This is a genomic window from Postechiella marina (genome assembly GCF_039538365.1).
GTDB classification, from domain to species: Bacteria; Bacteroidota; Bacteroidia; order Flavobacteriales; family Flavobacteriaceae; genus Postechiella; species Postechiella marina.
In genome coordinates, this window is the sequence record NZ_BAABCA010000007.1 from 1 (window position 1) to 24,870 (window position 24,870).

Sequence of the window (24,870 nt, forward strand, 5' to 3'; positions counted from 1 at the left end):
AACGTTCGCTAATTACTGTTACCGTTTTTAGCGGGTGCAAATATACATTCCTTTTTGACTATAGCAAGGCTTTTTTTAACCTTTTTTTTATGTTTTTTTAATATTGAACTTAATGTGTTTTTAATCAGCGTATTACAAGAGTGGGTTTTTCAACTTTTTTTATAGCTTCTGAGAAATATACTTTTTTATTCAAAAATTACAATGTAGCGTGTTACTTTTAAGTATTGAATATTGGTAAATTTTCTTGTTTTTTGATTGGAATGACTTGCTTTTGCTTCTTTAATTAAATTTAAAACAGTTCTTTTTTTATTGGCTTTTATGGTTTGACTACCTTGTTGCATTGTCCTTATTATATATACTACTGTTTTTATGTAATGGAATATATAAATTTGAACCCCAACTCTACCCTAAAACGGAATTGCTTTTTTTGTTGATTTTCTTCTATACAATAAAGATTCAAATATGATTGAAAGTATATTATGTGGATTTTTAATAGTGTATTGCGTTATAAAATACTTTATTATTTTTTTTACAGTAAACTACTTTCTTTTTCTAAAAAATATATTTCCCTATTTAATATGGGACATCCTTTTTTAATTTAATAGACTGTTTACTTAATTATTAACTAATAAGTATCAAACTTTTATCTTATATTATAATTATCTTAAAGAAAATTTAGTAATAAGCGCATTACTATATAACAAAAAAATCCCGCGTAAACGGGATTTTTATTATATAGGATGCTAAAGCAACTTTAGCTACTGTATTACTATACAAATAAAGGCCTATTTTGCATTAACGCATTTACTTTGTTTTTTACATTTGCTAATACTGCTTCATCTTCGAAATTATTGATTACCTCATCTACTAACTCGACAACAGCTATAATTTCTGTTTCGTTTAAGCCACGCGTAGTAATTGCTGCTGCACCTAGACGAATCCCAGATGTTACAAATGGTGATTTATCGTCGAACGGTACCATGTTTTTATTTACTGTTATGTCTGCTTTTACAAGCGCTTGCTCTGCATCTTTTCCAGATAGGTTTTTGTTGCGTAAATCAATTAACATACAGTGGTTATCTGTACCATTAGATATAATTTTATATCCTTTACTTACTAATGCATTTGCCATTGCTGATGCATTTTTCTTTACTTGTAATTGATAAGCTAAAAACTCATCTGTTAAAGCTTCTCCAAAGGCTATTGCCTTTGCTGCTATAATGTGCTCTAAAGGTCCTCCTTGGTTTCCAGGGAAAACTGCTGAATCTAACAAAGAAGACATTTTTCGTAAGTTTCCGTTTTTAAGTTTGATTCCAAATGGGTTTTCGAAATCTTCGCCCATCATAATCATTCCTCCTCTTGGACCTCTTAGGGTCTTGTGAGTTGTTGTTGTTACGATATGGCAATGCGGTAACGGATCGTTTAATATTCCTTTTGCAATTAATCCAGCTGGATGCGAAATATCTGCCATTAATATTGCTCCTACACTATCTGCAATTACTCTAAAACGTTTAAAGTCTATATCTCGAGAATATGCTGATGCACCTGCAATTATTAATTTCGGCTGTTCTTTTGTTGCAATTTCTTGAATTTTATCGTAGTTTAAAACTCCTGTTTCTTCTTCTACACCGTAAAATACTGGATTATATAATTTACCTGAAAAGTTTACTGGCGAACCGTGAGTTAAATGCCCACCATGAGACAAATCGAATCCTAATATTTTATCGCCTGGGTTTAAACACGCATGATAAACCGCTGTATTTGCCTGACTTCCAGAGTGTGGCTGTACATTTACATAAGCAGCACCAAATAATGCTTTTGCTCTATCTATTGCTATTTGCTCTACTTCATCTACAACTTCACAACCTCCATAATAACGTTTTCCAGGATATCCTTCTGCGTATTTATTTGTTAACACAGAGCCTGCAGCTTCCATTACTTGTGGGCTTACAAAATTCTCTGATGCAATAAGTTCTATACCATGTAATTGGCGTTCTTTTTCGGCTTGAATAAGTTCAAAAATCTGTTCGTCGCGTTGCATAAAATTAATTATCTGATTAAATATTTAGCAAAAATAGCAAATAGATTACTTATTGCTGTATAAAAAGAAATAATTACTTATAAGTTTTTAACGAAATTATAAACTGTTAGAGATTATATAGATTTTACACAATATTTAATAAAAAAATAAAAAAATTATGTACGTTTGATAAGAATACAACAATAACATCCCTTAAAATTATATACTATGCCTATTACCGCTAATAATCCTGATAGAATATCGTGGTTACACGTTGACAAAAATTCAGATTTCCCTATTCAAAACATTCCATTTGGAGTGTTTTTAACTCGAGATGACATTATTACCATAGGAACAAGAATTGGTGATACAGCCATAGACCTTGGTGCTTTACACCAATTAGGTTACTTTGAAAACATACCTTTAACAGATGATATTTTTCTTCAAGATACTTTAAATGATTTTATTGCTGATGGAAGAAAAACATGGCGCCTAGTTAGAAATAGAATTGCCGAAATTTTTGATGCCGAAAATGACATCTTAAAAAATAATTTAAAACATAAGGAGGTTGTTCTATTTCGTTTAGACGAAATAGAAATGCAATTACCAGTACAAATTGGCGATTACACCGATTTTTACTCTAGTATAGAGCATGCCACCAATGTAGGCACTATGTTTAGAGACCCAGACAATGCTCTATTACCAAACTGGTTACATATACCAGTTGGATATCATGGTAGAAGTTCTTCTATAATTCCTTCAGGAATACCTGTACACAGACCTCTAGGCCAAACTTTACCTGGAGACTCTAAAACTCCCGTTTTTGGCCCATCTAAACTTGTGGATTTTGAACTAGAAATGGCTTTTATTACTACAGATGCTAACGACTTAGGAGACAGCATACCCGTTAACGAAGCCGAGGAATACATATTTGGTATGGTTTTATTTAACGATTGGAGTGCTCGTGATATCCAGAAATGGGAATACGTACCATTAGGTCCATTTTTAGCTAAAAACTTTGCGTCTTCTATTTCGCCATGGATTGTTACACTAGATGCTTTAGAGCCTTACCGTGTAGAAGGACCTAAAGCTATTAAGCCACAACTTGACTACCTTCAATACAAAGGAAAAAAGAGTTTTGATATTAATTTAGAAGTGTCTATACAACCAAAAGGCGCTAAAGAAACCGTAGTTAGCAATTCTAACTTTAAATATATGTATTGGAATATGGCACAACAATTAGCACACCACACTGTTAATGGTTGCCCTATAAACTCTGGAGACATGATGGGAAGTGGAACTATTTCTGGGCCAACACCAGACTCTTATGGATCGATGTTAGAATTATCTTGGAGAGGAGAAAAGCCTATTAAAATGAATGATGGTTCTGAGCGTAAATTTATAAATGATTACGATACTGTTATAATGCGAGGCCATTGCGAAAAAGATGGCACACGTATAGGTTTTGGAGAAGTATCTTCACAATTACTACCCGCAAACATTAAAAATAAAACACTAGAAAACAATTAGTTAGACTTATATTGAAAGTTTTGGTTAGTTTTGGCATTACTATTGAAATAATACCCAAATAACCAAAACTTTTATCTTATGAAAAAAGGACTACTCTTATTTTTTACATTTATATTTCTTTTTGCTTGTAACACAAGAAAGCAAGTAGAACAAGCTGTAAATTCGGGCAATTACGATCAAGCCATTTCGACTGCTTTAGAAAAACTACGAACTAATAAAAACAAGAAGCGTAAATACGATTATGTATTAATGCTCCAAGACGCATATTACAAAGCTATAGATCGAGATTTAAACACTTTAGATTTTCTAAAAAAGGATAACAACCCCGAATCTTTAAGCAGAATTTACGAGTTATATTTAGATTTAAACGCTAGACAAGAATCTATAAAACCTATTTTACCTTTGAGTATAGACGGAAAAAACGTTCCGTTTAAGTTTAATAATTATAGTAATAATATAGTTGAAGCTAAAGAAAACGTATCGGACTATATGTACGAAAAAGGTATCTCGCTTTTAGAGTCTGACGATAAAGTAACTATTAGAGAAGCATACAGTGTTCTTGAATATTTACAGCATATTAACCCCAATTACGAAAACACACAAGAACTACTTGAAGAAGCTCACCAACGTGGCACAAATTACATATTGGTTGGCATAAACAACCAAACCCAACAAATTATTCCTGCTCGTTTAGAAAAGGATTTATTGAATTTTGACACCTATGGACTTAATAAGTTTTGGAGCGTATACCATGCCAATAAAGCTGAGCATATTAAATATGATTATGCTATGCAACTTAACTTAAAACACATAAATATTTCTCCTGAGCGTATTAAAGAACGTGAATTTATTAGAGAAAAAGACATTAAAGATGGTTGGAAGTACAAACTGGACAGCAAAGGTAATGTTGCCAAAGACACTTTAGGAAACGATATTAAAGTTGATAAAATTATTAGAGTTAAGTGTCGCATTAAAGAAACTATACAAACTAAATCATCTCAAGTTATTGGAGATGTGGTTTATTTAGATCTATTATCGAATCAAGTATTAGATAATTTTCCTGTTAAAAGTACATTTGTTTTTGAATATATTTTTGCAAAATCTAGAGGAGATAAACGTGCGTTAAACAATGACGATAGAAACTTATTAAAAAACAGGCGTATACCCTTCCCTACTAACGAACAAATGGTTTTTGATACTGGAGAAGACTTAAAGCTACAGTTAAAGGATATTATAAATTCCTATAAGATTTAAATAAACAAAAAAAACGCCCAACCAAGTTGGGCGTTTTTTTTGTTTTTACTTTACTCTAAATTAAACAAACTGAGCCAAATCAATCTCGTTTATAATTCCATGCGAAGCATGCTTTACAACCACTCCGTTTTTTATAACCAAAATTTGCGGAGACTCGTGTATTACTTGGAATTTATACCCAACCTCGTTACTAACATCTCTATAACTTAACAAATCTAAATAATATAAATCTAAATCTTTTTCGGTTAAATTATACATGTCTACAAATTGCTTCATAACCATTGAGCTTATACCACAACGTGTAGAGTGCTTGAATATAACTTGCGTTTTATTAGCCGATTTTTTTTCTATATGTTCAAGTTGAGGCAACTCATTTAAAGGTATCCAAGGTAAAACCTTTTTCTCCTTAGACTCTGTTTTTGCTCCAAAAATTTTATTAAAAACCCCCATAGTATCTTTTCTTTTTTTTAATTATGATTTAATCATAATTTATTACAACTAAATATAACACCAAAACAGTAATTTTAAACACTTTTAAAATTGCTAATACGCTTCACTATTATTTAATTTTTAATTTTAGTCCTTTAATCTATTTAAAACTTACAATTAAAAAACATTATATATGTGATTTTTTTGCAGTATTACTAAATTTCACAATAAATGTAGAGCCTTCTCCAACAACACTTTTTACACTAATTTTTCCTCCCATAGATTCTACGTGTAATTTGGTCATATACAAACCAACACCTTTAGCGTTAGGATGCCTATGGAACACCTTATTTAAACCAAATATTTTATTACGATGCCTATCTAAATTTATACCAAGACCATTGTCTTTAACTTTTAAAACAATATTACCATCTATAAGCTCTGTATGTAAATGAAGTTTTAAAACTCTAGATTTAGATCTATATTTTATAGCGTTTTCTATCAAATTAAGAAAAATACTTTCAAAATAAACCTTGTTATGAAGTGTTTTGTTAATTGAAGTAAAATCGCTTGTTATTTCTGCTTTAGACTCTATTATTTGCCCAGCTAAAACCTCTTTTGTTTTTTCAAAAGTTTTATCAAAATAAACATAAGACACCTTTACTTTTCCTTCTTTTACCTTTAAAGCTTCTAGTAAGGTGTTAAGAGTAAATGTAAGATGATTTACCACTTTTTTAAATTTTTCAAAAACCTCTTCCTTATCACTATTATCGTCTGATATAGCATACAAATCTACTAAAGAGCTAAGGTTACTAACTGGAGCTCTTAAATTATGAGATGTTATTTGGGCAAAATCTGCCAACTGTATATTTTTACTTGTTAATTCTTGAGCTAGTAGTTTTAAATTATCGTTAACATGAATAATTTTTTGCTCAGCTTCCTTTTGTGCTGTTATATCTCTAATGGCTGCAGAAACCAATATACCTTCTTCGGTTTCTAATGGACTTAAACTTATTTGAACCGTAAACTCTTCGCCATCTTTATTAATACCTATTAATTCTCTGCGCTCTCCAGTTTTTATAAATCTAGGGTTCTCAAAATAATCATCACTATAAACTATAAAATTATCGATAATACGATCTGGAATTAATACTTCTATTTTCTTATCATAAAGTTCTGAAGCCGAATAACCAAACATTTTTTCTGCTTGTTTATTTACTAAATGGATTCTTTTATTTTCATTTAAAATAATCATAGCATCTGGAGCAGACTCTAACAAGCCTCTAAACTTAATTTCGGCTATTCTTTGCAAAGTTATATCTTGACATGTACCAACTACCTCTATAATTTCCCCATCACTATCTGTAAAAATTTTAGCTAAAACTTGAATAGTCTTAACACTATTATCTTCCGATATAATTCGTTGTACCAATTCACCATCAAAATGTTTTGTCTCCAAACCTTTTTTCATATATGACTTAACCTTATCTATATCATCTGGATGAGTTATTTCAAATAAAGTATTGGGCTTAACCTCAAAAGAATTTTTATTAAATCCCATAATATCATATAAATTTGAAGACCAAGTAACTATATTCGTTTTTAATTCCCACTGCCAGTGCCCCATCTTAGATATTTTCTCTGCAAAACTTAACAATTGGTTTTGTTTGGTTAGGGCACTTTCACTTTGCTTTATTTCTGTAATATCCTGAAAAATTCCATAAACACGTACACATCTACCTTCTATAAATTCGGCTTGACCAATATCTCTAATCCAAATATCTTCTCCCTCCATATTAATAACTTCCAATTCGAGATCAAATGGCTCTCCTGTTTCTTTTATCTTTCTTATAGAGTTTATTATTTTATCTTTACTTACCCCGTCTTTATATAAATGCAAACTAGAATTTCCATAAACTTGATAATCTTTTGGCAATTTTAATATTTCTCTAGACATATCGCTAAATGTAAGCTTATCTGTCTCAATATCTAGTTCCCAAGTACCAATTCGCGATACTTTATTAGTACTTTTTAATATTTGCTCTATTCTATGCTTTGCTAAACTCTGTTTTTTTATATCGGTTATATCACCAGTATACATAAGCAAACCACCTACTTCGCCATCTGGTAAATACCATGGTCTAACATCCCAAAAAATCCACTGCACAGATCCGTCTGCTCTTACAAAAGGGGCTTCTTCACATTTATCTATATAACCTGCTAAACACTTTTTGTGTTGCTCTTTCCACTCCTGCTTAATCTCCGGAAACACTTCGTAATGCGATCTACCAATAACAACTTGCCCTTCCATATTGTAATCTTGCTTCCACTTTTCAGATACAGCCATATATTTCATATCCTTATCTAGCATAGCTATTGATGGTGGAGCCTGATTAATAAAAATTTTATTAAAACGCTCTTTATGTTCTAAATCTATTTTAAGCTCTTTTAATTCGTTAAGGCTTTGCTTTATTTGTAATTTAGAATGTGCAAGTTTTTCGTTGCTACGTATTAATAACTCATTTTTTCTAATTAATTGCTGAATATTAGGAAACCACAAAAAGAAAAATCCAACTGTTAATATTAAAACAGATAAACCAAAAATAGTATAGTAACTATTTTTGGTACTTATAAAATTTGCTTGTGCTATTTTTAAATATTCGTTTACAATAGCATCCATACCAAATAAAAAAGACAATTCTGTTTCTTTTATGAGTCGTTGCGTTTTTTTGTTTAATTTAAAGTCTGGTAGAGATGATATGCTATCACTGGTTTTAACCAGTGTTTTTAAATTAACATCAACATCTCGAAATAAAGAATTTAACTTACTAGCCCTTTTAGTTTCCTTGTTTTTTTTTAATAAAAATTCGTGTGTTTGCTCTAACTCTTTGGTAAAAACTTTTAAAGAATCTTTAATTGTAGCTGCAGGCACTAGTCTTGTATCGCTATCTAAGGCAAATATTGCTTTTACTATACGCTGACTTAACATACTTTGTTTGCCAGATTTACTAATTAAAAAAGCATCTTCTCCTTGTGTTAAAATATGACTTTTAATTAAAACAAAAAAAGCCACAAATACCAAAGCAGAAATAGTTACAAAAAGCAGAAATCTTTGCCTTATTTTATTTTTGAGCACTCTCACTTATCAAATTTTTTAAAATAAATACTAAACTTATGGTAATTAGTCCATAATAAAAAGTAATAACGTTAAATATTTTTATATCAAAATTTAAGTTAATACTAATGCTTTTCAAACTAAAAGACTAACATTCGTTTTCAAAGCAAAATTTAATCCCACATAACAAAGACAAAAAGTCATTAACCAATACATTTTAACCGACATTTTGTCGGTTAAAATGTATTGGTAAGATTATTGTCTTAATTAAATTAAAAATAAAAAAGACCCGTTATGAACTTAAATAATTATACAATAAAATCGCAAGAAGCCATACAGCAAGCGCAACAAATTGCTCAGGGTTTCTCGCACCAACAAATAGAAAACGAACATATTATTAAAGGCATTTTTGAAGTTGATGAAAATGTATTACCATTCATTTTAAAGAAACTGAACGTAAATATTAATATTTTAGAACAAGCCTTAAACAAACAACTAGAAAGTTTCTCTAAAGTTTCTGGTAGTGAGCTTATGCTATCTAGAGAAGCAGGAAAGACATTAAACGAAGCATCTAATGTTGCTAAAAAAATGAATGACGATTACGTGTCTATCGAGCATTTAATAATAGCTGTTTTTAAATCGAATAGTAAAATAGCCCAAATGCTAAAAGACCAAGGTGTTACAGAAAAGGGTTTAACAGCTACTATAAACGAATTGCGAAAAGGCGAAAATGTAACATCACAAAACCAGGAGGACACATACAATTCGTTAAATAAATATGCTAAAAACTTAAATCAATTAGCTAAAGATGGTAAGTTAGATCCTGTAATTGGTAGAGATGAAGAAATTAGAAGAATACTTCAAATTTTATCTCGCAGAACAAAAAACAACCCAATTTTGGTTGGAGAACCTGGCACAGGAAAAACTGCTATTGCTGAAGGCTTAGCACACAGAATTATAGATGGCGATATTCCTGAAAACCTAAAAGATAAGCAAATTTTTGCCTTAGACATGGGTGCTTTAATTGCAGGCGCTAAATATAAAGGTGAATTCGAAGAACGTTTAAAATCTGTTATTAAAGAAGTAACCACAAGCAACGGAGATATTGTGCTATTTATAGACGAAATACACACCCTAGTTGGCGCTGGAGGCGGACAAGGAGCCATGGATGCTGCAAACATTTTAAAACCAGCTTTGGCCAGAGGAGAACTTCGTGCTATTGGAGCAACAACTTTAGATGAATACCAAAAATACTTTGAAAAAGACAAGGCTTTAGAACGTCGTTTTCAAAAAGTAATGGTAGACGAGCCCGATACCGAAAGTGCTATTTCTATACTACGTGGCATTAAAGAAAAATACGAAACACACCACAAAGTACGCATTAAAGATGAAGCTATAATTGGAGCTGTAGAGCTTTCTACGCGTTATATTACAAATAGATATTTACCAGATAAAGCTATTGATTTAATGGACGAAGCTGCATCTAAATTGCGCATGGAAATCAATTCTAAACCAGAAGAACTAGATGTATTAGATCGAAAAATAATGCAATTAGAAATAGAGATTGAAGCCATTAAACGCGAAAAAGACGAAACTAAGTTAAAGTCTCTACGGTCTGATTTAGCCAATATAAAAGAACAACGTAATGAAATTAATGCCAAATGGAAATCTGAAAAAGAAGTTGTAGACAATATACAAAATATAAAGCAAGATATTGAAAACTTTAAGCTTGAAGCAGAAAAAGCAGAGCGTGATGGCGATTATGGAAAAGTAGCAGAATTGCGTTATGGAAAGATCAAAGAGGCGCAAGAGCAGCTAGAAATTTTTCAAAAACAACTTGATGCACAAGATGAAACTTCGCTTATAAAAGAAGAGGTTACTTATGATGATATTGCAGAAGTTGTAGCTAAATGGACTGGTATTCCTGTTACTAAAATGCTGCAAAGCGAACGCGAAAAACTTTTAAAGCTAGAAGACGAATTACACAAACGTGTTGTAGGCCAAGAAGAGGCTATTATTGCGGTAAGTGATGCTGTACGAAGAAGCCGAGCTGGTTTACAAAATCCAGAAAAACCCATAGGCACTTTCTTATTTTTAGGAACTACTGGTGTTGGTAAAACAGAACTTGCAAAGGCTTTAGCAGATTATTTATTTGATGACGAAAATGCCTTAACACGTATTGACATGAGCGAATATCAAGAACGCCATGCAGTGAGTCGTTTAGTTGGAGCACCTCCTGGATATGTTGGCTACGATGAAGGAGGACAATTAACAGAAGCAGTAAGACGCAAACCTTATTCTGTTGTGCTATTAGATGAAATTGAAAAAGCACATCCTGACACCTTTAATATTTTATTACAAGTATTAGATGAAGGGCATTTAACAGATAATAAAGGACGTATTGCAGATTTTAAAAACACGATAATAATTATGACTTCTAACATGGGAAGCCAAATTATTCAGGAACGTTTTGAAGCAGTAAAAGATATTGATACCGCCATGGAAAGTGCAAAAGTAGATGTATTAGGCTTACTAAAACAAAGCGTAAGACCCGAGTTTTTAAACAGAATAGATGACACTATTATGTTTACACCTTTAAGCAAAAATAATATTGTAAACATAGTTGGTTTACAACTAAAAAGCATTACAAAAATGATAGCTAAACAAGGTATTACTTTTGACGCTACACCAGAGGCTGTAAATTATTTAGCAGACAAAGGTTATAATCCAGAATATGGAGCCAGACCTGTTAAACGAGTTATACAAAAAGATGTATTAAATGCCTTGAGTAAAGAAATATTAGCAGGAAAAGTAACTACAGATAGTATAATACTACTAGATGCTTTTGATAATAATTTAGTATTTAGAAACCAAAGCGATTTGGTTACAGAACAAATTTAATAGTTTCTATTTATAACATATACCGCTTAATTAGCCTATTAATAGGTTGATTAGAAAAAAAGCAACAAGAATCTTTAATTAGATAATTGTTGCTTTTCTTTTTAATATACCGATTGGTATATTTTAATTATATTTGTAATATCATGACAACAAAAGCAGCATTAACTTCGCAACATATTATCGAAATTTCGGCTCCTATTTTTAATAAAAATGGGTATGCTGCCACTAGTATAAGCGATATTACAAAAGCTACAGGTTTAACTAAAGGCGCTATTTATGGCAATTTTAAGAACAAAGAAGAACTAGCTTATGCCGCATTTAAATACATGGTAAAATCGTTAATTAGCCCTTTATCAAATCATTTAAGAGAGAGCAGTTCGCCAATTAAAAAATTATATTTAATCACAGATTTTTATAGAAATTACTACCCGTTTAGTAAACAACTTGGCGGTTGCCCTATTTTAAACATAGGTGTAGATGCCAATCATAGCAATTCTGAGTTGTTGCAACGTGTTCGAGAGGTTATCCAAAGAATTCAAGATCAATTATGTAGCATTATAGAAAATGGTATTGACGCTGGAGAAATTTCTACCAACATTAATGCTATGCAATACGCTAAAAGAATTGATACCATGATACAAGGTGCTATATTTATGACTCACACCTTAAACGACAACTATTACATGGAAGACACCATGAATTTAATAGACGAGTTAATAGATTTAAAACTAAAAATATAATATTTTTTTACATATAAATATATCGTTTGGTATATTATTAAAACATAATTTATGAGTAATTTACCAAAAGTACTAGCGAGTGAAGCTAAAATTAGATTTCCAGACTGCGATCCTTTTAACCATTTAAACAATGGCAGTTATATGGACTACTTTATGAATCATAGAGATGATGTACTAATAGAAAATTATAACATTGACATATATAAAATGGCGTTAAAAATTGGAAAAAGCTGGGTATCCAGCACCAATCAAATAGCTTATTTAAAACCTGCTCTATTATCAGAAAAAGTAATTATAGAGTCTAAAGTAATCGCTTTTACAAACAGTGAGTTACAGGTAGAAATGTGTATGTATAATAAAGATAAATCGCATTTAAAAGCTATGCTTTGGTCTGGATTTGTGCATTACAATTTAAAAAATCAAAAAAGAGAAACACATTCAGAAGATTTAATGCAATTATTTAAATCTGTTGTTATACCTGTAAAAGAGCACACTTTTGAAGAACGATTAAAAGAAATAAAGTCATTTAATTTAACAAAAGAAGTCTAAAATTCAAATCTTTTTATAGTAAAAATTATTTTTGGATACTTTTGAATGCAGTTCGTCTAAAAAATAAGCATAGATTAAATTTTAAGAAAATTTATATATAAATTAGCAAACACATAGTCCCCAAAACTATATATAATAAGACTTAATTTACAACTCCATTTTTGGTATTAACTACTAATATTAAAAAGTTAAAAACTACGAAATATTAATGAATATCTCCCAATTCATAGATTACGCTGTGCATAAAGATAGCGTAGAAAAAGAAGACATTATAGCATTATGTAATAACGCAGAACAAAACAATTTTTACTCGGTTACTATACCTAGCTCTTTTGTTTCGTTTGCCAAACAATTATTAAAAGGTACAAGTGTAAAAATTTGTGCTATTATAGGTTCTCCATTAGGAAACGACTCTACAAACTCTAAAATTTCTGAAGCAAAAAAAGCCATACAAGAAGGCGCCTTTGAAATTGATATGACTATTAATTTGTCTGCTCTAAAAAAGAAAAATTATATAGCGGTACTTAGAGATGTTAATGATGTAAAACTAGCTATAGGCCATACCGTTTTAAAAGCCTGTATAGAAATAACACAGTTAAGCAAAAATGAAATTATAAAAAGCTGCGAAATTTGTTTAGACACCAATGTAGATTACATTAAAACATCTAATACTTTTGTACGAAACAGCGCCACATTAACTGCTGTTAAAATTATACGAAAGACTGTTAGAGAAGGATTAAAAATTAAAGCTTCTGGCGATATAAAAGATTACGAAACCGCTATAAAATATCTTGATGCTGGCGCAGAAAGAATTGGTACCTCTTCTATTATAGAAATAAAAGAACACTCTAGACTACTAAACAATTCTAAAATATATAAACAGTATTTAGAGTCTAAAAACAAAACAAATTTAACTACTAAAAAAGAAACCAGTTTTATTTAATATTTAAATAAAGACTACATAAAACTAAAAAAGCATCCTAAAATTAATAGATTTTAGGATGCTTTTTTTTTTAATAAAAGTCTACTTTAACATTTTGTAATTCTATTTTAGACAGTAACTGTAGCTTTTCTTGTTGAAATAATTCATCTAAAGATTGTAATTTAACGCTACCTGTTTGTGGTTTATAATTGTTATAATCTACAAATCTAATCCCTTTTATATAGCGCTCGTTATAAGCTTCTCGAAACCTAAAACCTATTCCTTTACCTTCTTCATAAGAATATGCCAAATAATCAACTTTAAAAGTTTCTTTATTTACCCAATACACAAAAACGTCTTCAAAATCTTCTCCTCCACCCGCTTCATCAAAAGTGACTTTTATTTTATAATAAGCAGTATTTTTAATCTTTGTTTCACCTAAAAAAGTTTTATTTACAGCATTTGATTGTAATCCATAGGGTAAAACAGAAAAATAATGTACAGAGTTTACAGATGCAGCATATTTAGTAGCCATACTATCTATAACCTTAACCTTTTTTTTATTTACTAATCTATTAAAACCTTCATTGTTTAATAAATCTTGTATAGAGTCTTTAGTACTAACAAAACTACGTGTTAACAAAAATTCACCTTTATTTCTTGTTGCACTATAAAACTTATCTCGAAATGTAAAACTAATTTTAGACGCATCTATCTTATGCCCTCCAGAAACCGCTATAGCTTTATCTATAATCGTATTTGCATCCCTTTGTTTTTCTGTTTTACACGCAAAAACAAAAATTAAAGGCATAAAAAATATTGCAAATCGCTTTATCATAATTTAATATTTAAAAAGTAAGTCGTAAAATTAATTAAACCTTATGCACATAAATAAAGATTAACTTAAAATTTAGAAATTAAATTTAAGCTAATCTTACAACCAGTAAATTTTTGAGATAATAGATTTATTGCTTCTTTGCTAAGTTGCAACACTCTTGGGTAACCACCAGTGGTTTGGCAATCTCGCATTAAAACAATTAATTTTCCAGAGGGCGTTAATTGTACTGTACCTGGCAGTACCGGAGCTGTAATTATAGGCGCTAAACTATTAGTTACAGTTTCTTCTAATTGATAGGCCATTCTGTTATTCTGTTTTGAGACCGTAAACGGTTTAAAAAATAATTGTTTCTGTTTATCTTTTGCTAACTCATTAAACTCTGGGCCTTTAAAAACCGACAAAGTATTAGAAGCTATGTAAGATGCATCAACTCTTAAAAAAGCATTTGTTTTTAAACTTGGTTTTAAAGTAGACTTAATTTGTAATTCATCATTTTTATTAAGCCTTATCTGCTTTGTAATATTTTGATACATGCTTTTACTCTGCATAACTTCTGGAGCGCTAAACCCACCCAAAACAGCTAAATAACTTCTAAACCCGTTATGTAATTTACCAAACGATAGAATATCATTAGCTTTAATATTTATAACTTTATTAATACTAATAGCTAAACCATTTAATTTGGCAGACATATCTGCACCCGATATAACAATATAAGTTGCAGTATTAAAAAGTAATTTAGCACCCGTCATGGTCATTTCTATAACAGCTTCGTTTTTACTATTCCCCAACAAAGCATTAGCTATTTCGGCAGATTTTCTATCCATAACACCAGAATAAGGTACGCCATATTCCTGAAAACCTATACGTCCAAAATCCTGAACAGTAGTATAAAAACCGGCATGTAAAACTTTTATCATACCCTATTATTTTCTATAACATAAACATGGGCATCAACCAATGTTTTAATATCTTTATAAACCTTTAACGAAATAGGATAAAATTTAATTTTATCTCCAGCCTTAGCAAAACAAGGTTGCTGCTTTGTAACATCGAAAAAATTAATTGGTGAATTACCAATAATATTCCAACCGCCAGGGCTTTCGCTTGGGTAAACACCTGTTTGCTCTCCTCCAATTGCCACAGATCCTTTATTAATTTTTAACCTTGGTGTAGCCTTTCTAGGCATAAAAATAGAAGCATCTAAACCGCCTAAATATAAAAAACCAGGTAAAAAACCTATAAAGTAAACCGTATAAATAGTTTGCGAATGTATTTTTATTACTTGATCTATACTTATATTTTTATCTAATGCAATGGCATTTAAATCAATTCCAAAATGGGCGTCATAACAAACAGGAATTCGCCATAATCTCGAAGTATTTTTTAAACCTATATCTTGAGAAAGATAAACACCTTTTAATACCGCTAATTGCTCTTCAAAAGCAAATAATGCTTCATTATAAATTACAAGTAAGCTATTGTAAGCATTAGTAATTTGTATTAACCCTTTAATAGCCTTATTTTCAATTTTAAACTTAAAATTTAAAACATCCTGCAGTACCTCATCATTAATAACAGTTGGCCATTCTATTAAAATAGAAGTCTTTCCAAAGCGTTTATATGTAATATTAAAAGACATTAATTGTTAGTAGTTATCTAATTGCAATACCATTTAACTCTAATTTATCTTTCAAATTTTTAATTAAAACAACAGCATTAGGGTTATCGCCATGAATGCAAAACGTATTAGCCATAATATTAATTTCTTTACCACTAATAGTTTTAACCCTTTGCTTAGTAACCATATTAAAAACATGATTAAACATGGCATCAACATCACTAATTAAAGCATCTTTTTCTTGTCTAGAAACCAAGGTTAAATCTTCGTTGTAATTTCTATCTGCAAAAGCTTCATAAACAATACCAATGCCATTTTTAGTAGCTATATCTGCAATAACAGATTGGTATGGTACATATAATTTAACCGGCAACACCAAGCTTTTCATTACTTCAATAATAACATGTGCAACCTTAGTATTAACCGCAGCTACATTGTAAAGTGCACCATGTGGTTTTACATGGTGTAACACTCTATGCTCTTTAAAGAGTATAGTTTGTAAGGCTTTAATTTGTTTTTTTAAAGATGTAAATAAAGCAGCACAAGACATATCTATGTGTACACGACCAAAATTAGCTCTATCTGGAAACGATGGATGCGCTCCTATTTTTACAAGATGTGTCTTAGCTAAACGCACAACAGTTTCCATAGAGGTTTTATCTCCAGCATGGCCACCACAAGCAATATTACAAGACGAAATAAAAGGCATAATCTCGGCTTCGTTACCTATACCCTCGCCCATATCTACATTAATATCTATTGCTTTATTTTCCACCTAACCAATTTAATTATAATTTATTTTGAAGACTAATTTATTAAGAACAAATAATTACAAAACATCGTTTTCGTTAATATAATTAACCAAAAGCGCCACCACATAACTATAACTTTCCATACCTTTATTTTGCTTATTAGCCTTTAAGTAACCACTATAAAACAACTTAAAAAAAGGTTCTATTGGGTTTTGGTGTGCATCCCAAAATATTCGCACTTCCTCATAATTTTTTAAAACACCGCTATTTAAAGTTTTTACAATTTGGGTATACAAAGCCTCATCGCGTCTATAAATTTCGTTTAAACAATAACGCAACCCAAACGTATAACCGCAATATTTAAAATATATGTTTTCGTTGTTAATAGCAGCCAAACAACCAATAAAATTAGCCTCGTTTTCTGCAGCAAACCCTAATTGATGCGCCATTTCGTGCGTAGAAGTTGTCGAGAATTTATAAACCGGAATCATGCCATCTACCTGCGCCTCGTTAGTCCAAGGATTTAAATATCCACTAAACCCCATGTAAGTTAAAGGCAAACTAAACAACGATATTTTAGCACTAACTGGCGTATATTCTAAATCTGGAAACTGCTTTTTTAACCCCACATAACCAGCGGGCGCCATATTTAAAACCTCGTGTTTTGCATAAGGTACATTTACCTTAACCGTATCATTTTTAGTAATTTTAAAATGTGTAGCATTAGCTCGCTCTATTAATAATTTAGTAACATTAACAAGCTGCTCTGTGGTATAATCTGCATTTATATTTAAACTTTTATGCAATGGCAAACGGTAATAATTAAACCCCCAAAATAAATGAAACGCAAAATAAATAATAGAAACCGCAGTAAACACATCTACAAACCACTGCTTAGTATCTTTTCGTAAGCGCTTTCTATTTATAAAAAGCCACCTAACAGCATAAATAATACCAAAAGCATACACCAAATCGCCAAACGAAAATGGCAACCAACCTAACATATATCTAAAAGCCTTAGATATATAAACATACAAACCATTACTATAATACAACTCTACAACATCAGGATAATTCCCTAGTAATTTCACAAAAAAATATTGCGGAATTAACAACAACGCTATAATGGTTTTCTTCTCTTTTAGCATAAATCAAAAGTAATAAAAATTTGCACCCTAAAGCCCTTGCATGTCAATAAAGGTTTCTACCTGCTTTCCGCTATATCTTTTTTTCGCAACCTCAAAAAAGGATGCCGCATCAATCAGGAGTAGCTGCCTAAATCAGTCCTTTTTTGCTATCTTTGACACATAAATTACATACACATATGAGTCAAGATATAAGACAACTCGAACCACAACAACTTTGGAATAAGTTTGCCGATTTAAACGCTGTACCACGCCCTTCTAAAAAAGAAGAACGCGTTATTGCCTTTATAAAAGATTTTGGTAAAAACTTAGGCTTAGAAACCATTGAAGACGAGGTTGGAAACGTGATTATAAAAAAGCCAGCAACCACTGGTATGGAAAATAGAACTACCATAGTTATGCAATCGCATTTAGATATGGTACATCAAAAAAATAACGATACCGTTTTCGACTTCGATACACAAGGTATCGATATGTATATAGATGGCGATTGGGTACGAGCAAAAGGCACAACCCTTGGTGCAGATAACGGACTTGGAGTTGCAACAATAATGGCTATTCTAGAAAGCAAAGATATTGTACACCCCGCAATAGAAGCGCTTTTTACCATAGACGAAGAAACAGGTATGACAGGTGCTATGGGTTTAAAAGGAGGTTTACTTTCTGGAGGCATCCTACTTAACCTAGATACCGAAGAAGACGACGAAATTGGTGTTGGCTGTGCTGGCGGAATCGATGTTACCGCTACAAGAACTTATAACGAAGAAGAAACACCTGAGTTTAAAATTGGTTACAAAGTAACTGTTAAAGGTTTACAAGGCGGGCATTCTGGTATGCAAATTCACGAAGGTTTAGGTAATGCAAATAAAATTATGAACCGCATATTATTTGATGGTTTCGAAAACTTTGGATTACGCATTTCTGAAATTGATGGTGGTAGTTTACGCAACGCTATTCCTAGAGAAAGCAATGCTATTGTTGCCATAGATGCTATACACGAAGAAGCTTTTGTACTAGAAATGCAATTACAAGCAGATACTATTAAAACCGAACTAAAAACCATGGAGCCCGATTTAGAAATTAGTGTTTCTAAAACCGAAACTCCAGAAAAAATAATGGATCTTGGTATACAAGAAGGTTTAACAAGAGCTATTTACGCTGCCTGTAATGGCGTATATAGAATGAGTGCCGATATTCCAGAATTGGTAGAAACATCAAACAACATAGCCCGTGTTATTGTAAAAGAAGGTCAAGTTAAAATTGGATGCTTAACACGCTCGTCGGTCGAGAGTGCTAAATGGGATTTGGTTAACACACTACGAGCAACCTTTGAGTTAACTGGTTGTGAGGTAGAAGCCTCTGGCGATTACCCAGGTTGGACACCTAATATGGATTCTGCAATTTTAAAAGTACTTTCTAAAATATATATAGACATGAATGGCCAAGAAGCTCATGTTGCTGCTTGTCATGCTGGTTTAGAATGTGGTATTTTAGGAACTAATTACCCAGATATGGATATGATTAGCTTTGGGCCAAATATTAAAGGTGCACACTCGCCAGACGAACGTGCTCAAATATCATCGGTTCAAAAATACTGGAAGTTTGTTTTAGAAATTCTAAAAAACATTCCAAAAGCATAAGATCATAAAAGCTTATTTTAGCGTAATTTTTAAACGTTTTAGTACAAGTTACTCTCACATTAAAAATTACGCTTAAACTAAGTTTTATTTTCTATTTATTAGTTTCCAACCATAAAATTTTCTAAAATTAAGTATTTACCCTATAATTAGAATTTAAAATTCTCTACTATTCCAGAAAGCAAATTCCGATATGAGGAAACTAGAGGAGATAATATAAGTTGAGAATTGATACAACTTAAGGCACAGGGTCGTAACCAGAACCACCCCATGGATGACAACTAAATATACGTTTTATAGCTAACCAACTTCCTTTTATCAATCCGTGTTTTTGCAATGCTTTTTTTGAATAACTCGAACATGTTGGATTATATCGACATGTAGCAGGTGTTAATGGAGATATAAAGATTTGATAAATTTTTATCAAAAACAAAAAAGGTGCAATAAGTAGTTTTTTCAAAATAAAGCAATCTAGCTACCAAAGGTAAATAAAATATAAAGGTTTATTAATACCTTCTTACCATAAAAAGATAGAGTACAGGTTTTTAAAGCTGTTTGTAGCTTTACTTAACACATTTATAAACGATCTTTATGTGCTTTGTAAAAATCTTGAACCAACTTGGTTTGAGTATCATTTAATTTTTCTGTTTTTAAAAACCAATATACACGTCTTGCAGCTATAAAGTTTCCGTTTAAAAGTGGCATAACCTGTTTAATAACCGTTGCAGATCCTGTATTCTTAGTCTGCATAAGTTCTAACAAAATGGAAACTTCGTGAAAAGATTTTAAATTAGAAAACTCTTTACTAACACCATCTAAAAAGCTTTTTGGAATACTTTGACTTGAAGTATTTAAAGATCTTATTACTGCTAATTTTTGTTCTTTATTACCATTAACTATTAATTGATGTAAGGTGCTTAAATAAACATCTAATGGTGCAGATTCTAAATATAGCAGGCCCGTTTTTAATAGTTTTTCATTGTCTAACAACCTATTATAAACTGCTGTAGTGTATTTAGGCGCATATAGTTTTCTAGATTTTAAACTTTTAACCGCTATATTAAAATAGGTATCATCTTCTTGATTAAAAAGAAAATTAAAAAGATGCTCTTTGGACACTAGCCCTGTTATGGTTTTTATATTGGCTATAACATTACCGTTAGCCCAATGCCATAATGTAAAACAAGTGAGAGCTGCACCAGGAACGGTATCTTTTTCGTCCAATTCTAATGCTGTAGCACCAGAAACTGCATCAATATCTTCGCTTAATTCATCTGGAACAGTTAATATGTCTTCAATAAAAACTTTTTTAAAAGGCGATGCAGTATTAGATAAAATAGTATGCAGTTTATAATAATCTTCTGGGGCAAAAACATCGGCTTCATACTTTTCTAGCGTAGCACCTTCATCTAACTCATATTTAGTGTACTGCCCTATATTATCCCAAAATAGCCTAACAGGAATAACTTTACAAACCTCTTCTAAACATATAACAGACCTAACATCCATATAATATTCAACAGGTAAACCTGCTTGGTTTTGCACTTCGGTTAAAACCGTTTCTACCAATGATTTTTCTCCAGGATGAGAAATAACCAATGTGTGCTCTATAGTTTTTAATTGTGTTCGATTATCTTCTTTGTTTACTAAAAACCAAAAAGGAAAAAGAAAGCAAACTATTATTTTAAAGTTATATATCATATTAAATTATGCGTAACAACGTACTTCAAATAACTTTACATTTTTCATGCCATAAGTTTCTGTCATATTTATTCGAATTGCTGTTGTTTTTATTGTATTAAAATTAAATTTAATAAGACGCGTTCTATTATCTGTTATAATTCCTAATTTTTTCCATTGCCCATTTACACGACCTTCAATATTTAAAGCTTTAAGCATTTCCTTTGGCACTTGATTCCCGTAAAGTTTATCATTCTTACTATCTTTTCGCATCATAATGTTTCTTTTAACATTAGTATCACACTTTAGCTCTACCTTAGACACATTTACAGGGATATTCCATTCTAATTGAATTTTAGCATTTAAACCATCAGATTGCCAGTGGTTTATTTCGCCATCAATATCTCTAGAAATTCCGTTTATTAAATTTTTAGCATCTCCAGAAGACGTTGTAGAACCAAATATTTCGTTGGCCTTTTTTGCTAAATCTAAAGGATCTTTAGCAGGTCGTTTAGGTATAAAAGCATCATCTCTCATAAGCTGTTCTTGAAGCTCGTTTATATAGTTTTGCCCAACCTCTCTTGGTAAAATGTTTCTTTTATTGCAAATAGTTGCAGCTGTACCTACTGCTTGACCTTGCAAAGCACATGTTGCCATTATACGACTTGACGACAATGCTATATGTGTTTGACTTACGTTACGACCAGCAAACATTAAATTAGATACATTTTTTGAATATAAACTTCTAAATGGAAACTGATAAACACTTTTAAAATGATAATGAAAATAGCTAGGAGGTTCTGATATGTTTTCTATTCCGCCAGGGTTATGCTCGTCTAAAGACCAACCTCCAAAAGCTACTGCATCGATAAAATCTCTATGCTCGGTCATATCTTTTTCAGACATAATATAATCTCCAATAAAACGTCTTGACTCTCTTCTACATGGTAAAGACCCTACCCAATCTAAAGCTAAATTATCGGCTTCAGGAAAATTACCAGAATTTTTAATATAATCCCACACTCCATGAAGATACGCCATAAGCTTATGTCTGTTTTCTTCAAAATCTGCAATAATATCATCATCACTTCCTACTTCAATCCACCAAATACCATCTTTAAACCATTTAAAATGTCTTCTTGGATGAGCACCTTCGTGGGTATATTTTATAGCGTAAGATGGTGGCGAGTACTTTATTGGTCTTCCCATATCTTTAGAAGACATTAATAACGATGCACCCATTTGCCAACCATCTGCAACATCTGGTGCGTAAGTCTCATTAAATTCTGCTTTACCTTCTCTACCTGTTCTATATTCGGCTCCCGAAGTTGCAGCTAACAAACCATCTCCAGAACAATCTATAAAAATAGAAGCATTGATAGTATACATTTTTTCGGTAGTGGCTTGCCAACAAAGTGCAGACTTTATTTTGTCTCCATCCATAACAGCCTCTACAGCTTGAGTATTTAACATTAACGTTAAATTAGGCTCGCGTACTACAAAATCGTACATCACATGATCAAAAATAGGAAATGACTCTTGCTCGTTTTCGAAACGATTATGTAATAAAATTTCTTCTATAATTCCAGTTTCGCGTTCTGCCTTACCTTTTAAGTTATTAACACCGTTTAAATGCACACGCATTTCGCTTGATGCATTACCGCCTAAAACCGGTCTATCTTGAATAAGGACTGTTTTTGATCCGTTTCTTGCCGAAGCAACAGCTGCACAAATACCAGCTGCACCACCACCAATAACAGCTACATCATAATTAGCTATAGGCTTTCTGTTTGGTATGCCACTCTTGCCAGTACCTAAATGATACCATTTATCTTTTGGCTTATCGTAAACTATATCGTTTGTGCTAGCACAAGAAGTAAAAATCATTGGTATAGTGCCTGCTGCTATAGCTGCGCTTGTTCCTTTCCTAAAAAAATCTCGCCTTTTCATAATTCTTCGTTTTATATTGTTCTAATAATTAGTTTTAGTTGGTATATTTCCTGACCATCCTTTATTGAATTGTTGAATAAGCTGTTTAACCAATTCCGGATTATTATCAGCTATATTTATAGTTTCTTTGGGGTCTATTTTATGGTCGTAAAGTTCAATGTACAAAGGAGTTTTACTTAAATGCTCACGATCTTTCCAAACAATAAGGCGATATTGTTGTGTTCGCATAGCGTACCCCATTAATGTGTTTTCGAACAAATCTCTGTCCCAATTTTCTTTTTGTTGCTTTTTTACTCTAGTTTCTACCTCCTCTATTAATGGTCCAAAATAAGTTTCTCTCATTGCAGGTCTTAAAGGATAAGCTCCCCATTCTCTTAATGCTGGTGAAGGAAATTGACTAAAAGCTGCTGATTTCCATTTAACATTTGGATCTTTTAATACAGGCACAAAGCTTGAACCTTCGACATGGCTTGGAATATCTATACCTGCCAAATTAGCTAAGGTAGGATACATATCTACAAGCTCTACTAAAGCATCAGTAGATTTACCACGATTCCCCTTAGGCATGTCTGGAGTCCAAATTATAAGTGGCACTCGTGTAGCTATTTCGTAATTAGTAGCTTTTCCCCAAATCCCCATATCGCCTAAATGCCAACCATGATCGCTCCAAACAATTATTATCGTGTTTTCTCTAACTCCTGCCTCTTCCAGAGCTGTTATCATTTTACCAATTTGGGCATCAACATAACTTACACATGCTAAATAAGCATGCTTTAATGTTAACGCAAGATCTTTATCTATGCTCCCTTTCTTTGGTATTCCACTTCTAACACGAAGCTCAAAAGAAGGATGCAATCCCATTTCTGCACCTCCTTTTGGCATACTGTCTTGCGCAGTTACTTTTAATTCTTCTCTATTGTATAAATCCCAATATTTTTTTGGAGATACCCAATTAAGATGAGGTTTATTAAAGCCTAAACCCAAAAAGAATGGTTTATTTTTTTTGGCAATCATTTCTTTCATTGTAGCTATAGCTAGTTCTGTATTGTAACCATCCGAAAAAGTATTGTCTGGCACATCAACACCTTCATAAGCTTGCCCCATAGCTAATCCGTATTTAGCAACTTTACCATATTTAGCAATCATTTCTTTTTTAGTGTGAGCCCGTTCTTTTATATTTTTTTCTAATGCAAAACCTACTGGTTTTTTTATGCCTTTAAACGTCATACTATCTACAGCTGGTAATCTACTCCACGATTTTTCGTCATCTAAATCGCCATGATGGAATATTTTACCTGTATATACGGTTTCATAACCATTATTTTTAAAATGCTGAGGTAGTGTTACTACATTAGGGTTTGCTTCTCTAAATTTTATATAATTATGAAAAACCCCACTGGTTTCAGGTCTAATTCCTGTTAATAAACTAGCTCTTGATGGTCCACAAATGGCTTGTTGGCAATAAGCTTTATTAAAAAGCAATCCATCATTTGCTAATTGATCTAGGTTTGGACTAACAGCTACTTCTGAACCATAACAACCTAATTCTGGCCTTAAATCGTCTATACCTATAAAAAGGATATTGGGCTTTTTTAATTTTTGTTGTGCTTTGGTGCAGCTTAAACACAATAACAGTGTGCATATATATAAAGCGAATTTCATAATAAATAATGTAGTTACCTAAATAAGTTTTAGTTGGTTTGTTCCAGCAATTTAAGAAGGCTTTATGTAAAAATTGTATAAATTCGTATTACAAAAACTTAACATTGTGCTTTTTAAGACTTTTT

Annotated in this window: 20 protein-coding genes; 7 read left to right on the plus strand and 13 right to left on the minus strand. The window is 31.7% G+C overall.

What is annotated here, in order from left to right:
* Positions 1-185 precede the first annotated feature (185 nt).
* The gene (locus tag ABD715_RS15405) at positions 186-341 is read right to left on the minus strand and encodes a hypothetical protein (RefSeq protein ID WP_344789220.1); all 156 of its coding nucleotides are present in this window, start codon (positions 339-341) and stop codon (positions 186-188) included.
* Positions 342-769: 428 nt separating this feature from the next.
* A complete protein-coding gene (gene glyA, locus ABD715_RS15410) occupies positions 770-2,041 on the minus strand; it encodes a serine hydroxymethyltransferase (RefSeq protein WP_344789221.1) in 1,272 nt (423 codons plus the stop codon).
* Between the two features lie 207 nt (positions 2,042-2,248).
* On the opposite strand from glyA, the gene fahA reads away from it, so the two are divergent.
* Together fahA and ABD715_RS15420 are read left to right on the plus strand one after the other, a co-directional pair.
* Complete coding sequence (gene fahA / locus ABD715_RS15415) at positions 2,249-3,550, plus strand: fumarylacetoacetase (RefSeq protein WP_344789222.1); 1,302 nt, start codon at positions 2,249-2,251, stop codon at positions 3,548-3,550.
* Between the two features lie 78 nt (positions 3,551-3,628).
* On the plus strand, positions 3,629-4,804 hold the full coding sequence (locus ABD715_RS15420; protein WP_344789223.1) for a hypothetical protein: 1,176 nt from the start codon (positions 3,629-3,631) through the stop codon (positions 4,802-4,804).
* Positions 4,805-4,864: 60 nt separating this feature from the next.
* On the opposite strand, the gene ytxJ is transcribed toward ABD715_RS15420, so the two are convergent.
* Together ytxJ and ABD715_RS15430 are read right to left on the minus strand one after the other, a co-directional pair.
* Positions 4,865-5,254, minus strand: a complete 390-nt coding sequence (gene ytxJ / locus ABD715_RS15425) for a bacillithiol system redox-active protein YtxJ (protein WP_344789224.1) — start codon at positions 5,252-5,254, stop codon at positions 4,865-4,867.
* A gap of 166 nt (positions 5,255-5,420) precedes the next feature.
* On the minus strand, positions 5,421-8,375 hold the full coding sequence (locus ABD715_RS15430) for a PAS domain-containing sensor histidine kinase (protein ID WP_344789225.1): 2,955 nt from the start codon (positions 8,373-8,375) through the stop codon (positions 5,421-5,423).
* Positions 8,376-8,642: 267 nt separating this feature from the next.
* Here ABD715_RS15430 and clpB point away from each other — a divergent pair, with 267 nt between their 5' ends.
* The 4 genes from clpB to deoC all read left to right on the plus strand — a co-directional run bounded on the left by clpB (position 8,643) and on the right by deoC (position 13,481).
* Positions 8,643-11,249, plus strand: a complete 2,607-nt coding sequence (gene clpB, locus ABD715_RS15435; RefSeq protein ID WP_344789227.1) for an ATP-dependent chaperone ClpB — start codon at positions 8,643-8,645, stop codon at positions 11,247-11,249.
* 143 nt (positions 11,250-11,392) lie between these two features.
* Positions 11,393-11,989, plus strand: coding sequence for a TetR/AcrR family transcriptional regulator (locus ABD715_RS15440; RefSeq protein ID WP_344789228.1), 597 nt, complete (start codon positions 11,393-11,395; stop codon positions 11,987-11,989).
* Positions 11,990-12,040: 51 nt separating this feature from the next.
* A complete protein-coding gene (locus ABD715_RS15445; protein ID WP_344789229.1) occupies positions 12,041-12,538 on the plus strand; it encodes an acyl-CoA thioesterase in 498 nt (165 codons plus the stop codon).
* A gap of 208 nt (positions 12,539-12,746) precedes the next feature.
* Positions 12,747-13,481 (plus strand): deoxyribose-phosphate aldolase, encoded by a 735-nt coding sequence (deoC, locus tag ABD715_RS15450; protein ID WP_344789230.1) that lies wholly within the window; start codon positions 12,747-12,749, stop codon positions 13,479-13,481.
* A 70-nt stretch (positions 13,482-13,551) separates the two neighbouring features.
* On the opposite strand, the gene ABD715_RS15455 is transcribed toward deoC, so the two are convergent.
* The 5 genes from ABD715_RS15455 to ABD715_RS15475 form a co-directional block, all read right to left on the minus strand.
* Positions 13,552-14,298 (minus strand): DUF6503 family protein, encoded by a 747-nt coding sequence (locus tag ABD715_RS15455; RefSeq protein WP_344789231.1) that lies wholly within the window; start codon positions 14,296-14,298, stop codon positions 13,552-13,554.
* Between the two features lie 65 nt (positions 14,299-14,363).
* Positions 14,364-15,218 carry a 5-oxoprolinase subunit C family protein gene (locus tag ABD715_RS15460; RefSeq protein ID WP_344789232.1) on the minus strand — a complete coding sequence of 285 codons (855 nt, stop codon included), beginning with the start codon at positions 15,216-15,218 and terminating at the stop codon, positions 14,364-14,366.
* Entirely contained in the window at positions 15,215-15,940 is a 726-nt protein-coding gene (pxpB, locus tag ABD715_RS15465; RefSeq protein ID WP_344789233.1) for a 5-oxoprolinase subunit PxpB, read from the minus strand. Before pxpB ends, ABD715_RS15460 begins: the two co-directional genes overlap by 4 nt.
* 13 nt (positions 15,941-15,953) lie before the next feature.
* On the minus strand, positions 15,954-16,694 hold the full coding sequence (gene pxpA, locus ABD715_RS15470) for a 5-oxoprolinase subunit PxpA (protein ID WP_344789234.1): 741 nt from the start codon (positions 16,692-16,694) through the stop codon (positions 15,954-15,956).
* 54 nt (positions 16,695-16,748) lie between these two features.
* Positions 16,749-17,819, minus strand: a complete 1,071-nt coding sequence (locus tag ABD715_RS15475; protein WP_344789235.1) for a DUF3810 domain-containing protein — start codon at positions 17,817-17,819, stop codon at positions 16,749-16,751.
* Between the two features lie 176 nt (positions 17,820-17,995).
* Between ABD715_RS15475 and ABD715_RS15480 the strand changes: the two genes are divergently transcribed.
* Positions 17,996-19,456, plus strand: a complete 1,461-nt coding sequence (locus ABD715_RS15480; protein WP_344789236.1) for an aminoacyl-histidine dipeptidase — start codon at positions 17,996-17,998, stop codon at positions 19,454-19,456.
* Between the two features lie 235 nt (positions 19,457-19,691).
* Here the strand turns inward: ABD715_RS15480 and yidD are convergent, their stop codons facing one another.
* From yidD to ABD715_RS15500, 4 genes are all read right to left on the minus strand, one after another.
* Positions 19,692-19,916, minus strand: a complete 225-nt coding sequence (gene yidD / locus ABD715_RS15485; protein WP_344789452.1) for a membrane protein insertion efficiency factor YidD — start codon at positions 19,914-19,916, stop codon at positions 19,692-19,694.
* Positions 19,917-20,029: 113 nt separating this feature from the next.
* On the minus strand, positions 20,030-21,154 hold the full coding sequence (locus ABD715_RS15490; RefSeq protein WP_344789237.1) for a hypothetical protein: 1,125 nt from the start codon (positions 21,152-21,154) through the stop codon (positions 20,030-20,032).
* A 6-nt stretch (positions 21,155-21,160) separates the two neighbouring features.
* On the minus strand, positions 21,161-23,083 hold the full coding sequence (locus ABD715_RS15495; RefSeq protein ID WP_344789238.1) for an FAD-dependent oxidoreductase: 1,923 nt from the start codon (positions 23,081-23,083) through the stop codon (positions 21,161-21,163).
* A gap of 21 nt (positions 23,084-23,104) precedes the next feature.
* Complete coding sequence (locus ABD715_RS15500) at positions 23,105-24,745, minus strand: sulfatase (protein WP_344789240.1); 1,641 nt, start codon at positions 24,743-24,745, stop codon at positions 23,105-23,107.
* Positions 24,746-24,870: the final 125 nt, after the last annotated feature.